The 15,105-nt window shown below is 51.4% G+C and carries 10 protein-coding genes; 5 read left to right on the forward strand and 5 right to left on the reverse strand.

The genetic code is table 11. The annotated features are described in order from the left end of the window. The 4 genes from HY774_17790 to HY774_17805 all read left to right on the forward strand — a co-directional run. A partial coding sequence (locus tag HY774_17790; protein ID MBI4750336.1) for a cadherin repeat domain-containing protein occupies positions 1-4,083 on the forward strand: 4,083 nt, incomplete at its 5' end. A gap of 222 nt (positions 4,084-4,305) precedes the next feature. After that, the gene (locus HY774_17795) at positions 4,306-5,532 is read left to right on the forward strand and encodes an ABC transporter permease (GenBank protein MBI4750337.1); all 1,227 of its coding nucleotides are present in this window, start codon (positions 4,306-4,308) and stop codon (positions 5,530-5,532) included. 29 nt (positions 5,533-5,561) lie between these two features. Next, positions 5,562-6,824, forward strand: coding sequence for an ABC transporter permease (locus HY774_17800; protein ID MBI4750338.1), 1,263 nt, complete (start codon positions 5,562-5,564; stop codon positions 6,822-6,824). A gap of 517 nt (positions 6,825-7,341) precedes the next feature. Next, positions 7,342-8,394, forward strand: coding sequence for a glycosyltransferase family 9 protein (locus HY774_17805; GenBank protein ID MBI4750339.1), 1,053 nt, complete (start codon positions 7,342-7,344; stop codon positions 8,392-8,394). A 62-nt stretch (positions 8,395-8,456) separates the two neighbouring features. On the opposite strand, the gene HY774_17810 is transcribed toward HY774_17805, so the two are convergent. Together HY774_17810 and HY774_17815 are read right to left on the reverse strand one after the other, a co-directional pair. Continuing rightward, on the reverse strand, positions 8,457-9,533 hold the full coding sequence (locus HY774_17810) for a rod shape-determining protein (protein ID MBI4750340.1): 1,077 nt from the start codon (positions 9,531-9,533) through the stop codon (positions 8,457-8,459). 989 nt (positions 9,534-10,522) lie between these two features. Further along, positions 10,523-11,248, reverse strand: coding sequence for a hypothetical protein (locus HY774_17815; GenBank protein MBI4750341.1), 726 nt, complete (start codon positions 11,246-11,248; stop codon positions 10,523-10,525). A gap of 257 nt (positions 11,249-11,505) precedes the next feature. Here HY774_17815 and HY774_17820 point away from each other — a divergent pair, with 257 nt between their 5' ends. Beyond that, entirely contained in the window at positions 11,506-12,297 is a 792-nt protein-coding gene (locus HY774_17820; protein ID MBI4750342.1) for a M48 family peptidase, read from the forward strand. 141 nt (positions 12,298-12,438) lie between these two features. Here the strand turns inward: HY774_17820 and HY774_17825 are convergent, their stop codons facing one another. The 3 genes from HY774_17825 to HY774_17835 form a co-directional block, all read right to left on the reverse strand. Further along, positions 12,439-13,389 (reverse strand): serine/threonine protein kinase, encoded by a 951-nt coding sequence (locus HY774_17825; protein MBI4750343.1) that lies wholly within the window; start codon positions 13,387-13,389, stop codon positions 12,439-12,441. A gap of 428 nt (positions 13,390-13,817) precedes the next feature. After that, positions 13,818-14,495, reverse strand: coding sequence for a response regulator transcription factor (locus HY774_17830; protein MBI4750344.1), 678 nt, complete (start codon positions 14,493-14,495; stop codon positions 13,818-13,820). Between the two features lie 24 nt (positions 14,496-14,519). Continuing rightward, complete coding sequence (locus HY774_17835; GenBank protein MBI4750345.1) at positions 14,520-14,870, reverse strand: histidine triad nucleotide-binding protein; 351 nt, start codon at positions 14,868-14,870, stop codon at positions 14,520-14,522. Positions 14,871-15,105: the final 235 nt, after the last annotated feature.

Below are 15,105 nucleotides of genomic sequence, written 5' to 3' on the forward strand. Positions count from 1 at the left end.
GCGATTGACTACGATGGAACAAGTGCCACACCGTTTGACGACCAGATTCTGTACCTGGACATCAACTTCAACGGGAACACGGCAGGAAACGTCGGGTTTTCAGTGAACGGACAGTTGGACTTCGCGGGCAACCCGGTGTCAGTGACGGTGGGGAACATCACGGGTGGATTGATTCCAGACGTGGCGTACCTGTGCTCGGGATCATTTAACACGGGCGTGTCGGACGGGTTCGCGGGAATTGACGTGGCGTCGGATGCGGCGCCAGGGTCACCGGAACAGGTGATCGGCGGCGGTGTGGGCGCGGGCAACGCGGTGGTTGCCGAAGCGGGCTTCACGGGAAGCGTGTATGATGCGCAGGGAGCCGTTGGCAGCGTCAACGACTATGACGATGAAGCGGGAACGATTGAAAACAACCGTCGGCAGTTTGACGTGGCGCCGATCACGGCGTTCCAGGGAAATCTGTGCCCACGGGCGATTATGTTCTCCCGGACGTCACAGTTGCAGGACGGCGCCAACGACCTGGTGTTTGTGGCGACGGACTTTGGCTCAGTCGGGGACGGCGTGGCCGGGATCGATAGCGACGGAGACCTGCTGGACGATGTGTTGTCAGCCCCGGATCGGAGCGCGGACCCAGTCGGGTCGGTGTTTGTGTTGTTGAACGACACCACGAGCGCGTCATTCCAGGGAACAATCCTGCGCAATGCGCGCCGCCAGGATGAAGATTATGACTTTGGATCAACGCCGCCCTTCCCATTTGGGAAACAAAACGGGTTGATTCTGCCATCCGGCAACCTGCCATCAGGGGTGTCAGGTGGGGACTTCAACGGGGACAACGTGTTTGACATTTGTTCGTCAAACAACCTGTCGGGAACGGTGACGGTGTTTAACTCCGGACCGATTGCGGCGGTGCAGCCAACGGCGGCGCCAACCTCACCCCAGGTGAGTTCATATCCGAACATTTTGACGGCGTTTTTGCCAGTGGGCGGATCACCGACAACGGTGTACACACAGGATCTGAACGGGGACAGCAAACTCGACATTCTGGGAACGAACCTGTTGCCAGGTGGCTATGCGCTGTTCGGTTCATCAACCGCGGGTGGAACCCTGTTCAATCAGGGAACGCTGCGTGGATTGGGCCTGGATTCAGTGGTGACGAGCAATGGCGCGGTGTCATTGGCGATCAACACGATTCCGGCGAGCGGTGTGATTCCGATCAACGGGCTGCGGGATCCGATTGAATTCGGGGACAATGCGGGAACGTTGCTCGACATCGTGATTGCACGCGGCAGCACGCCATCGGATCTGACGGGCGCGCCAGGCGGCCTCAACGTGGGCTACGGAACGGCGTCGGGAGCGAACTTCGTGCAGTTCGGCACCGTGCGGTTGAGCAGCTTTGTGGGTGTGGCCGAAGGCAACATCAACAACGATGCGCTGCCGGATGTGGCGATTGTGGATCGCGGAGCGTTCCAGATCGTGATTCTGCAGAACAGTGCGGATGGATTGGCGGCGACGGCCCGGCGACGGATCGGGTTGTTCAACCTGCTGGACTTCTTCCCCCGCAACGAAGCGGGTGGTTTGACGTCATTGGACATCGGCGATGTGAACCGGGACAACCTGCGAGACATCGTGGTGGCCGTGGACGGACCAAACGATCAGGCAGTGGTGCTCTATAACCTGGGCAGCACGCAGATTGACTTTGACACGCGGTTTGCAATTCGCGCGTTCCCAATGGGCGGCGACCCAACAGCGATCAAGCTGGCGGATCTGGCCGGACCAGCGGGACCGGGAAGCGGAACGGCGACTGGAAAAGATGGGGCACCGGAAATGATCGCGGTGAACCGACGCACCAACAGCGTGACAACGCTGATCAACAACGGCGCTGGAATTTTCGGCCAGGGCCGGGTGGCGGAAACGGGCGGCTTTGATCCGCTGTCACAGGCGATTGCCGACTACAACGACGATGGCAAGTTGGACACCGCGGTGTTGAACCGAGGCCGTCGTGGATTGGGAACCGGCACGGGTGAAGAAGATGACTCAGTGGTGAGCATCATGTTGGGCAATGGCGATGGATCATTCCAGGCGACGAACTTCCTGGTGCCAGTGCCACGGCAGTCAGTATCAATCGCCGCCGCCGGATACGGGGTGGTGCGCAATGCAATTCAGATTGACATTCCAGACCTGAACCTGGATGGAATCATCGACCTGGGAGTGGCGTCACAGTTGGGCGGCGATTTGACCAACGATATTGACAACCCATTCACGGTCAATGATTCAGATGGAACGGATGAAGCGGGAGCGTTGACGGTGCTGTTCGGCAGTTCAAGCCAGGATGGCCAGTTTACGCGGTCAACGCAGTCACAGTCGCTGGTGGACACGGTGCGAACCGGTGGCCGGGTGGCGACCTTCCCAGGATCGCCAGATCCGCTGGGACTGTATCCAGTGATTGGATACGGTGAATTGTCAATCAACGCCGACTACAACCAGAATGGACGTCCAGACGCCCACGTGGGTGGTGTGGAAACCAACAATGGCAACCTCATTGGGGGCGGCGGATCAAACGATGGCGTGTTGGAAGACCTGTTCGCGGGAACAATGACGAGCCTGGACAACCTGAGCGCCGCGTTTGCCGCGCAACGGACGACCAACGTGTTCCCATCAGGGTTGAATAACCTGCTTACGACTTCTGGAACGGCGCCAGTGGACGAAGACAACGTGACGGGCGTGGCGTCAGCCGGCGCGTTCGTGGTGAGCGACACGGGAGCGATTGTTGACCAGTTCACCAACGACTTTGATCTGGGCAACTTCCAGATTGCACCCGATGCCGTGAGCGTGACGCGCATTGGTCGGGTGTATGAAAGCATCAACATCACCAGCATTTTGAACCACGCGCCAATCGTGACGACCTCGAACGGGAATCGTGCGTTTGACGGCCCAGGCCGGAAAGTTGTGTTGTCGGAAGCCGAGCAGAAGACAATCAACGTGAAAGCCGAGGACGTGGACCAGAGCCTGGATGGCCGGTTGTTGAAGTATCGGTTAGTGGAATTCCCAAGCTTTGTGTCATTGACGGATAACGGTAATGGTACAGCGTCAATTTCAGTGAAACCAGGATTGACGGATGGATCAGCCACCGCCAACAATGGTTTGGGTCAGGATTATCGAGTGGCCGTGGAAGTGACCGATCAGGACTTCCGTCTGCCGCTGACGAGCCTGCTGTTCTTCCGAATCTTTGTGAAAGACGCGCCAACCGCGCCGTCAATCACGCCGATTCCGGATCAAGTCGTGAATGCGACCCTGTCATTGGCGGTGCCAGTGACGGCGACGGATGCGACCAACCGCCGCTTGACGATGTCAACGACGTTTGCGCAGCCATTCTCAACCTTCACGGATGGTGGTGGTGGAACGGCGCTGTTCCAGTTCCGGCCAACCGAAGCCAACGGTGGCGTGTTCAACGTCAGCGTGACGGCGACCAATGACCTGGGCTTGAGCGCGACGGCGAGCTTCAAGCTGACGGTGATTGTCAACACCGCCCCAACCCTGAGCACGATTGCTGATATTACCACTCAGGAATTGAGGGATAGTGTTGTGACGGTTAAGGCAATTGACCCAGACCTGGGGACGTTGAATCAGACGTTGACCCTGTCAATGTCAGGGGCCCCAAGCTTCGCGATCCTGAGCGATGCTGGGAACGGCAACGGAACGATCACGTTGTCACCGAAGATTGGTGATGCGGGAACGTACCGGATCACGGTGCGTGCGCTGGATAACGGTATCCCAGCCAAGACGGGTGAAGTGAGCTTCAACGTGACGGTGACGTCAACGGTGCAGATCACTGCCGCCAGCTTTGCCAAGAAACGCTTGTTCGTGGCGGGTTCAAACTTCGGTCCGAACCCAACCCTGATCGTCAATGGTGTGACGGTGCCGGCCAATCTGATTGTGCCGACCTCCGCGCCAAACAGCATCACGGCCAAGGGCAACAACAAGAAACAGTTGGGCCTGCGCAAGGGCACCAACACCCTCGAAGTGATTGGCATCAATGGTGTCAAGTCAGCGGCCTACACGCTGAACCTCGCCGATGCTGAATAGTCTCTGAGAGGCAGTGCTTCGGCCTGCTTCCACGGCGGGTGGGTTTCATAACCCACCCGCTTTTTTATTTTTCGAGACTGCCCAACCCGGAAAATTGGTGAGACATTGGTTGAATATCAGTCGTATGCTTGGACGATTCCTTTCACCCCAATCACCAATCACCAATCACCACATCCGCCCAGTGAAAAAACCATCCAACCTGAAGAGGTTTTTCATCGGACTATGTCTTATATCGAAATCATCAGATTAGCACTTAGTGCTATACTGGCCCATAAGTTACGGTCATTTTTGACGTTACTTGGGGTCATTTTCGGAGTTGCCACGGTCATTGTTGTTGTTTCGCTGATTGAAGGGTTTAACACCTATGTTGATGAAAAAATTTCGGACATGGGCCCCAATGCAATTGTGATTCGAAAATTCAGCATTGACGATTTCAACAGTCTTGATGCCTTTGAAAAGGCGCAAAAACGAAACAAAGATATAAAGTTGGAAGATCTGGAAGCGATCAAAGCTCAATCCCGGTATGCCATATCAGTTGGCGCGCAAACCGGAGGTGGGGCAGAGGTCAAGCGTGGGGATGAAATCCTGTATGAAGTCAGTCTCACGGGCCGAACTGATACGATGGGAGACATCCAGCGCATGGAAGCGGTTCATGGCAATTATTTTACCTTCCAGGATCTTGAGCATAAGCGGCAGGTCTGTTTTATTGGATCAGAAGTTGCCGAACGTTTGTTTAAAACGGCCAATCCAATTGGAGGCGAGATTAAAATTGACGGTCGAGTCTTTTCGGTCGTTGGAGTTTCCAAATCACTTGGATCCGCCTTTGGTGCCTCGCGGGACAAGTTTATTGATATCCCGCTCACAACCTTTCAGAAAATCTATGGTACCCGGCGCTCGCTTGCCGTCTATGTCCAGGTTGCGAATGAACAGGTTGTCCCAGACGCCGTGGATGAAGTCCGTGTCATTATGCGGAACCGCCGGCATTTATCATTTGGGGACCTGGATAATTTTGGGATTACTACGGTAGAAATGATTTCAAATCTGCGTCAGCGGATCTTTGGCACTATTCAGATGACCGCCATCGGAGTTACTTCAATTGCCTTAGTGGTGGGCGGCATTGTGATTATGAACATAATGCTGGTTTCGGTAACTGAGCGAACCCGTGAAATTGGCATTCGAAAATCTTTAGGTGCTCGTCGAACTGATATCATTCGTCAATTTCTGGCTGAATCGTTTGTTCTGGCTCTGGTTGGGGGAGCGATTGGGGTCACGATTGCCTATATGATTGCCTTGTCCCTGGCAGCTTTTACACCAATTCCAGCCCGACTTCCTCTGGTGGCTGTCTTTCTGGCATTACTGGTCTCTGGAGGGGTGGGAATTGCTTCGGGCGTGTATCCAGCCTGGCGAGCCGCCTCATTGGATCCTATCCGCGCCTTGCGAGCTGATTAAGGCAGGTTTGAAGACGGGGAGTAACACAAATGAACCAGTTATTGAATAATGTGTTGATGGGATTCGATACCCTCAAAGCGCATAAACTACGGACCTTCCTGACAATTCTGGGGGTTATTGTTGGTACTTCAACTGTGATTGTCATTTCTGCCTTTGTTTCAGGTATCAATGTCCAGGTAACCAAGGAAATCGAAGCCTGGGGGACCAATACCATTTATGTCTATAAGTTCAACCCAGGATTTAACTTCCGCCCAACGCTTGAAGAACGAACCCGTAAGCCCATAACCAAAAAAGAAGCCGTCGCCATTCGCGAAGGGTGCCCTTCGGTCAAAGAAGTGGCACTGTTTCTTTCTCCAATTGATTTTTCAAATGAAGGAGGGCGATTGGAGCGCCGGATTCCAATTCGGTATCAGGACCATGAAATGCGCAATAGTACCTTACAAGGGACCTGGCCAGCTTATGAGCGAATGGGGGTCGTGAATCTCAGCGAAGGACGCTTTTTTACCGAAGAAGAAAACACTCGATGTGACCGGGTTTGTGTCATCGGTTTGGACGTTGCTGAGACCTTGTTTCCAACAACTGCTGCGTTAAATCGTGAGGTATTGATTGATAATTATCCCTTCCAGGTGATTGGTGTGCTTGCCCGGCGCGATCATTTTCTGGTGGGAGATGATGATGCCAATAATGAAAACAAAGCCGTTTACATCCCATATGAAACCTGCCACAAAATGTATCCCCACCTTGATGACCATTTTGTGATGGGAATGGCCAAACCGGGAGAACTGGATGCTGCCGTCAATGAAATGACCAGTGTCCTTCGACGCGTGAGAAAAGTTTCATACAACGACCCTGATAATTTCGGTGTTTCGACCTCAGACAACATTGTTGAGCAATTTGGCCAGATCACTGGTGGTATATTTTTGCTCATGGTCGCTATCTCAAGCGTTGGCCTCTTGATTGGTGGTATCGGAGTGATGAATATCATGCTGGTTTCAGTGACTGAGCGAACCAAGGAAATTGGCATTCGCAAAGCCATCGGTGCCCGGCAACGCGATATCATTCAACAGTTTTTGATTGAAGCTGTCACTTTGACTGGGATTGGCGGATTGATTGGGATTGGAATTGGATGGTTAATGGCGATTGGAATCCAGTATGTACTTCCTTCTTATGTACCACCATTAGCCCCAGTTGTTGGGATGGTTGTATCGGTGGCAACTGGCGTCATCTTTGGATTATGGCCGGCTATGAAAGCTGCCCGGCTTGACCCAATTGAAGCCCTTCGATACGAATAATATTTATAAGGGAGTCGGATGGAAATATCATACCACCAGGGTTCAGGGTTTTCGGAAGGGATGAGGGATGAAGGATGAGGGATGAAAAAATCACCCTGTCACTTTGTCAGTCGGTCATCTTGTCAGGGTTTAGGGTTCAGGGCCAGATACTCCAGTTTGAGCGGTACCTGCCGGTTCCCCAGTCCTCATTTTGAGTGGGATCAAGTCACTTCATCGCCTCAAACCCTGAAACCCTGAAACCCTGAAACCTGAACCCGATTTCATTGGGATTTTATTTTCTTCCGGATCCCTAATGCCAGTTGATATAACAACCTGCAGCCTTAGACAAAAAAGTTGAAAGCAGAATTATTATGTCGTTGACAGAACAAGAGATCAGTGGGTATGCCTGCCCTAAATGTCATACTCCGGTTCAACTGGCGGCTGATAAATCCTCGGTCGTGTGCCCCCAGTGCAAGGTTGCCTTCCCAATTCAGGAAGATATCCCCCATCTTATCTTTGAAGAATCCATTCCTTGCTCATGAATCCAGAAGCAATTCGACGAGTGTTACTCGTTCGATTGAGGTCAATTGGTGATACGGTGCTCATGACCCCGGTCTTGGAAGCCTTAAAGCAGTGGTCACCCAATATCTCAATTTCAGTTGTAAGCGAGCCCCTTTCGGCACCAGTTCTTGAAGCTCACCCCCTGGTTGATCAGTTATTTATTGTTCCACGAACCCGCAAAAAATGGCGAGATTTGATTCAACGAGGACGGCTGATTCAGGATTTAAGACAGGAAGGCTTTGATCTGGCGGTCAATTTACACGGAGGTACAACCGGGGCCTGGATTTGCTGGCTTTCAGGGACACCACGCCGGGTCGGGTTTGCACTCCCCAATACAAAATTTCTGTTAACGACTGTTATTCCGCCACCCCAGGAAGTCTGGCAAAAAAAGACGATTCACTGCGTGGAGCAACAACTTGCCTGGATCAAATACCTGGGAATCCCAATTCAACATCCCCCAACGCTTTCACTCAAATGCCAGCCTGAGAGTTTGAAAACCGTTGCCGCTTTTCTCACCGTCAACGGCATTTCATCACCCTATGCCGTTTTTCACCCGGCGGCAGCTTTTGCAACCAAACAATGGGCACCGGTGCGATTTGCTCAAGTGATTGACCGTGTCAGGGAATTAGGGCTGAAACCAATTATTTGCGTGGCCAGGTCTGAAACTGGGGTGGCACGGGCTATTCAAGGAGACCTGATTTCCAGAGATGAAACGCTTGTAATTGACCATTTTTCGCTTTCAGAAATGATGGCCCTCATTGCTGGGGCGTCACTTTTTGTCGGGAATGATAGTGGCCCAGCGCATATTGCTGCAGCTTTGGGGCGTCCAATGGTGGTTATTTTTGGATCTTCAAACGAGGAAGTCTGGCATCCGTGGACAACCTCACCCCATGAGGTGGTCCGCCGCCGACTTCCATGTGTTCCCTGTGCCGGGTACACCTGTCAGGTATTTCCAGAGCCGGAATGCATTAAAGGAGTTGAAGTGAGGGATGTACTTCAGGCAATTCAGCGAGTGCTTGGCACCTGGTAGCCTGATATCTGGGGACTGGGTTGAGGATGTGTCATCCTTTTAAAGATCAGGCCCAATCCTCATTAGCTTGGAACCGGCATATCTTCGTCAACCCATTCCTGATACCGAATCATATCCGCCCCAGAGAATCGTTTTAAAAGCTCAGGTCTATCCAAAAGCTGCCCAGCTCCGACCACCACTGCTTCCATCGGGTTCGACGCCCGCATGGCCGGTAATCCAAGTTCAAGGTGAACCCGCCGATAAAAGTCTCGAAGCAGTGACCCGCCGCCAGCCAGAGTTACACCAGTTCGATGAATATCAACGGCTACGGCTGGTTTACTTGACTCAATGACCTGTCTGATTCCTTCGATGATGGTGTCGAGGGTATGGTCGAGAGCTTCAACCACTTCGCTTTGCAATAATGTCAATTCACGAACTTTATAGTTGGTGAGGTTTTTCCCGGTGACCAGCATTGACGCTTCGTTTTCCTGTGGAATGGCTGAGCCAAGGTTGATCTTGATTTGTTCCGCCGATTGTTCGTCAATCACCAACTTATGTTTGCGGTGCAGGTATTCAACAATATCCTGGGTCATGCGATTTCCGGCAATTTCAAGCGATTTTGAAGCGATAATTCCAGTGGTACTGACAATTGTGATGTTGGTTGTGCCACCACCGATATCAACCAGAAGATGGGCTTGAGGGCTGCGAAACATCACCTCAGAGCCGACTGCCGCCGCCAGTCCTTCGTCAATTAAGAACACTTTGTTCGCCCCAATACTATAGGCCGCATTGCGGAGCGCCCGACGTTCGGTTTGAGTGGCTGAACTGGGAATACTCACCACCAGTTTGCAGTATCGGCGTGATTCGCGTTTACAGGCGGCGTGAAAGAAATTCCGAAGCATTTTTTCCGCCAGATCATAGTCGGCAATGGTTCCATCCTTCATCGGACGATGAACCACGGTGTCGTATGGCTCGCGGCCAAGCATCGCAATGGCCCGTCGCCCAACCGCGACAACGTTCCCCGTATCCCGATTAATGGCAATCGCTGATGGCTCATTGAGAATAATCCCATGGCCACGGGAGTAAATCAGGGTATTGGCCGTACCGAGGTCGATTGCAACCCCGCTGACAAAAAAATTCCGAATCGATTCCCACCACATGATCTATCACCCTTGATGAAAAAACGAAAAAAGGAAGAACTCAACCGAACTGTGGGATGCAGAGCAACCTGGTTGTGTTTTTAGAATGAGCCAACCGTCTTTATCAGAGCAGGTTGCGAATTGCAAAGGACAAATGAAAGCCTCAAGTCAGTGAAGAAAAAACAGGATGAAATTGGGTTCTTCATCCTATCTTCGGCGTGGAGACCCGGTCCTGGCTGGGCCGGGAGGAAACGCCGCTCCTTTTTGAGTTGATACGAAAGCGGGAAGAACGAATCCTTCCCACCCTCGATGTGATGTGAAGAGAGTACATCACGCACCGATTTGCATCGGGTAGTGCGTACCGGTCTAACTGTGACCGCCGACCGGATTCGACTTCCTCTCGACCGGATTTGGGAAGGTTTGCCGTGACCGGCACTGGCACTGACTCCCATGCCTGTTTAACCTGTCACCGTAGGGCAGCGGACTGAGGCGGCATCCGCAGGTACCTGTATATTCTTCCCAATCGGTTCCCGTGATTTGCACGGGGGTCTGGTCAACCGGAGCTTGAGCCAATCTCCCCACACCGGCCATCCGTCAGGATGGCGTCGTGGCGACACAACTCAAGCTCGGCCCTTGAGGACCGAGTCTGTTGACTTACTTTTCCAGGGAGCGTTTTTCACTTATAGTATTACTTACTATTGGATAAAAAGCTATCCTCCGTGCCGATCACTATGCGAACAATTAAGGAAATATCAGGCAGTTAAAATGATAGATGATACTGATGAAAATAACTCGACCACAGTGGATAGAATGTTGGGAGTCTGGAGAAGCAATGAACGTGAGCCCGGAGGCTGGTTTAGGAAAATTTGAATGTGCCTATAAGAGGTATTTCGGAGAAGAAAGTCTGTTTCTTGATGAGTGTCTGTGCCTTCAGTTGCTTGCCCAGTGTGAGATCCAGTATCTCATTCAATCTTGAGACCCCGGACGCGGCTGCCCGACCAGAATGGCAATCAAACACCAAATCCGCGAACCCGTCGTGATCGAGTAACTGGAAAACTTGAATTCAATGGAAGACTCGTTTTCGGGGCCACCAGTTTTGACTGTGGTTCCTGGTTTGGCGGCGCCTCGGTTGCATCCGTTTCAGGTTGAGTTGGTTCGGATTGTTCTTCAAAGTGCTTCAGGATTTGGGGGCGAGCCTGCTTGACCGCTGCCACCAGACCAAGATAGACACTTTGAAATTCGTCAAATCCAACCTGGGGATCCGTTCGAACAGAAAACTTAAACCCAATATCATCTTCTTCATCAATAAAAAATGCCCCCACTGCCAGTTGATCGTTGAGGCTGAGTAAAGTCTTAAAAAGTAGAGTTGGATTGGCTATTTTTTTGGTATTTCCAAATTTGTAGGCATAAAAGCCCAGCATTTTCTTCGATGGCATGTTGACCAAAACCAGGTCCACCACCTCTTTTCCACTCTGATAATGTGTCACCAGGGTGCTGGTATTCCCTTGTCGTTTTTCACTCTTGACATTCATTCGTTTCAAATATCCCTGCAGGGTATCAACCAGGGTTGGAGCCGGTTTAGGGACAGTCGGGGTTGATTGACCGGAAGTTGTACTGGTTGCCGGTGAGGTCGTTTTTTTCTTGGGCGGCGGAGCCTCCTGGGCAGAGACCGCGGGTCCTGTCAGGAAACAGAAAAGCAGAGGCAACAAGGCAGATGCAAAATGGGTCAAGCGCATAAAAAGAGTGATGGACAAGTTCGAGTTTGGTGCGGTGGCTGGAGGAATTGAGGGGATTGAGGGGTATGAAAAACCCGAAGCCCGGTTGCAAAGTAGCATGCTCTGGAAAAGGCTGGCAAGGATTCTTTTCCTGACCAAAATATGCTCAAATAGGGCGCCGTAATCACCGTCACTCCATTCAATTCCATGAAGAAAAAGTGCTGGTGGTTGAATTCAATATCACGATTTGAAAGTGATTTCCTTTCTTACCCAAATCCATGTCAGAACAAAAAGTTGTTTCGTCTCCAGCCGTGGAAACACTTGAAACCGAGTTAGCTGAGTTTGCTCGTCACCAATTTCGGAAATTTGCTCCGCGCAAGGTGGCGCCCGCTGAGTTTCAGGTTCGATTTTACCCGTATGCCGGGTTTAACAATACCATCCGACTGCGGCAGGGAACGCTACTGATCCGGCTGTCTGATTTACTCAAAGGTGCCTCGCCGGTGGTTCGGCACGCGATTATTGGTATTTTAATTGCCAAGATTTTAAAGAAGCCGGTTCCGGTTGAGTATGAAGAAGCCTTTCGAGTTTTTACGCAACTTCCCAGTGTCAAAACTGCCATTGAGCGCGCCCGCCGGGTCCGAGGGTTTAAGCACGTCACTGGTGAAAAAGGCCAGGTCTATGACCTTGGAGAACTGTTTCAAACACTCAACCATCAATATTTTTCTGATGAATTAAGCCAGCCAACCCTGACCTGGAGCCGAACCCAAACCCGCCGGATTCTCGGTCATTATGACCGGGCTCACCACACCATTGTCATCAGCCGAACCCTTGATGATCCACGCGTCCCAGGCTACGTTGTGGCCTATGTGCTGTATCACGAAATGCTGCATATCAAGCACCGGGTTCGTTCCGTCAATGGTCGAAATTGTATTCACTCAACTGAGTTTCAGACCGAAGAACGTGTCTTTGCCAGGTATACCGAAGCCCAACAGTGGTTAAGTGAACTTGCTCGTCGTCCCAAACCCAAGCCGGTCCGGAGAAAATCACCTGCCAAGCCAAATAGTGGTTAGTGATTAGTGATTAGTGGTTAGAAATCAACACTTTCCAAGAACCAAGCACCAAATAGTGGTTAGTGGTTAGTGGTTAGTGGTTAGAAATCAACACTTTCCAAGAACCAGGAACTCACCACTCACTCACCACTACTAACCTTCTTAAACATTGCGAAGCGGAAAATTGCGTCCGGCCATGTTGGGTGGAAGCGAGCATTCAGCCGCTTCGGTTAACTCCTGGGCAAATTCCAGGGTTGACGAGGGGCGATCCTCAGGTTTTTTGCTAAGGGCTCGCAAGACCACGTCTGAGACAGGTTTGGGCAAATCTGGTCGGAGCGTGTTGGGTGGTTGAGGTGGAATCCGAACGTGCTTGTTGGCCAGTTGCATTACGGTCGGAGCATTAAATGGAACGCATCCAGTGAGCATTTCATACAAAATCACTCCCAGCCCATAGACATCAGTGCGAGCGTCAATGGTTTTGTCCATCCATTGTTCGGGGGACATATAGTAGGGAGTTCCCGCCACCCGGCCCTGTTCAGTCAATGTTTTCATTAAGTTACCGGTAAACCGAAGTTTGGCCAGACCAAAATCAATGACTTTGACAACTTCGCCCTGGCCTTCATATTTCTCAACAATAATGTTTTCCGGTTTCAGATCACGGTGAATGATTTTGTTGTTATGGGCGACATTCAGTGCCGAACACATCTGGTTAAACAGATGAACCGTCCGATGGAGATCAAGCATCTTTTCCTCGCGCAAAACCTGGCGCAAGGTTCGGCCAGACAGCATTTCCATCACCAGGAACGTGATGCCGTCAGGTGTGACCCCAAAATCATACACGGCAATGGTGTTTGGATGATGGATTCGGCCCAGGGCAAGTGCTTCGCGTCGGAACCGTTCGGTTGCGGCTGAGTCAGCCACCAGTTCCGGTTTCAGGACTTTTACGGCGACATCATCCTGAATTGATAATCGTCGGGCACGATACACGGCACCACTGGCCCCTTGACCAATTTTGGACTTGATCAGGTATTTGTTATCAAGCGTTCGGCCCAATAAATAATCTTCACCCGCCAGTTCTGGTAGTCTGGTTCCGTCTTCTGGGCAAAATCGCATGGTATCTGGCCAATCTCGGGTACAACGTGGGCATTTTTTCATAGGCAACTTAGGGTGAGACAAGCCAACCTGACAGAGTTTATTCTACCAGGTGGAGGAAGTTCCCTGGTGTATCCTCTTTGACAACTTGTTCCCTCTGGCCAACCGTGGCAATGAGGGGATTGGCACGTGCAAGCGATTGAATTGATTGTTTTTCGGAGCGTGGAGATTGTGGGTGAACAGACTGGCCCAGTATACGATGTTTCACAAGAAAGCGCCAATCAGGGAACGCAAAAGCCCAAAGAAAAAGGGCTGAAAACATCAGGCTGAAGACAGTAGGCTCGGGGTATGAAACCCATTTTCTTCAGCCCCGAGCTTGCGAGACTTCAGCCCCAAGCCCTAAGCCCTGGTTTGTTCAGCCCCAAGCCCTAAGCCCGCCTTCTTCAGCCCTAATTCCCAGGTTCCTTGAGCATATATCCCGCACCACGAATGGTATGAATCAACTTCGGTTCAAAGTCGCGATCTATTTTGTTCCGCAGGTAGTTGATATAAACGTCAATCACATTTGTCAGCGTATCAAATGACAAATCCCAGACCTTTTCAGACAGAACGGTGCGCGAAAGCACGCGATTGGGGTTTTGCATCAGGCATTCAAGCAGGGCAAATTCTTTGGCTGTCAGCAAGATTTCTTTGCCGCTCCGCATAACCTTCCGGGCGACTGGGTCAAGCATAAGGTCCGCGACTCGAAGGACGGGTGAGGTATCCTGTCGCGAACGCCGGATCAATGCCCTGATTCGAGCCACCAGTTCAACAAAGGCAAATGGTTTGGTCAGGTAATCATCTGCCCCAAGATCAAGCCCTTGAACCCTGGTTTCCAGGTCATCTCGGGCAGTCAAAATCAGAATTGGGGTGTGGACCTGGCTTTCCCGAAGTCGCCGACATACTTCGAGCCCGCCCATGGAAGGCAGCATCAAATCCAAAATAATGACGTCATAAGGAAATTGAAGCGCCTGGATGAAGCCGTCTTCGCCGTCATGGACCACATCAACCGCCATTCCTTCTTCTTTCAGGCCGCGTTCCACAAGCGAAGCCATTTTCACTTCATCTTCGATCACCAAAACTCTCATGTCAGTTTCGTTTTACCCGTTTTCTTACCCTGGAGGCCATCCAAGGTCACGTCCACCTAGCACGTGGACATGTAACTGAAAAACTGTCTGTCCAGCGTTGCGTCCAGTGTTGACCACCACTCGATATCCGGTTTCCGCAATACCCGTTGTTTGGGCAATTTGAGCCGCCACCCGCAACAAGTGCCCAAGCAGTTGTGTGTCTTCTCCGGTTGCTTCACTGATTGATTCCAGTGGTTTGCGGGGAATCACCAGGATATGAACCGGCGCCTGGGGGTTGATATCACGAAAGGCGACACACTGGTCATCTTCAAACACAATATCCGCCGGGATTTCCCGGCGCGCAATTTTCAGAAAAATGTTGTTTGGATCTGCCATAAAGGGAAGTCCTTTGAGGAAGAGCGAGTTGTGAGTAGCGAATAGCGAGTCGTCAAGCCAGGAAAAGAAGGTACGGAGTAGTCAGGACAAAATCAGGTGAGGTCTTTAGTAAAATTTCACAGATATTTTCAACACGGAGTTCGCGAAAAGAATCAATCATTTACCAGATTGGATATCCTGGTGATCTTATGAAAAAGCACAGAGCAAGTATGGCTTGACGACTCGCTATTCGCTA

Source organism: Acidobacteriota bacterium (genome assembly GCA_016208495.1).
Classification (GTDB): Bacteria; Acidobacteriota; Blastocatellia; order Chloracidobacteriales; family Chloracidobacteriaceae; genus JACQXX01.

Bases quoted from the DNA above. Each gene is read 5' to 3' on its own strand.
- HY774_17795 (MBI4750337.1), top strand. From the start codon at position 4,306: ATGTCTTATATCGAAATCATCAGATTAGCACTTAGTGCTATACTGGCC.
- HY774_17800 (MBI4750338.1), top strand. From the start codon at position 5,562: ATGAACCAGTTATTGAATAATGTGTTGATGGGATTCGATACCCTCAAA.
- HY774_17805 (MBI4750339.1), top strand. From the start codon at position 7,342: ATGAATCCAGAAGCAATTCGACGAGTGTTACTCGTTCGATTGAGGTCA.
- HY774_17810 (MBI4750340.1), bottom strand. From the start codon at position 9,533: ATGTGGTGGGAATCGATTCGGAATTTTTTTGTCAGCGGGGTTGCAATC.
- HY774_17815 (MBI4750341.1), bottom strand. From the start codon at position 11,248: ATGCGCTTGACCCATTTTGCATCTGCCTTGTTGCCTCTGCTTTTCTGT.
- HY774_17820 (MBI4750342.1), top strand. From the start codon at position 11,506: ATGTCAGAACAAAAAGTTGTTTCGTCTCCAGCCGTGGAAACACTTGAA.
- HY774_17825 (MBI4750343.1), bottom strand. From the start codon at position 13,389: ATGCGATTTTGCCCAGAAGACGGAACCAGACTACCAGAACTGGCGGGT.
- HY774_17830 (MBI4750344.1), bottom strand. From the start codon at position 14,495: ATGAGAGTTTTGGTGATCGAAGATGAAGTGAAAATGGCTTCGCTTGTG.
- HY774_17835 (MBI4750345.1), bottom strand. From the start codon at position 14,870: ATGGCAGATCCAAACAACATTTTTCTGAAAATTGCGCGCCGGGAAATC.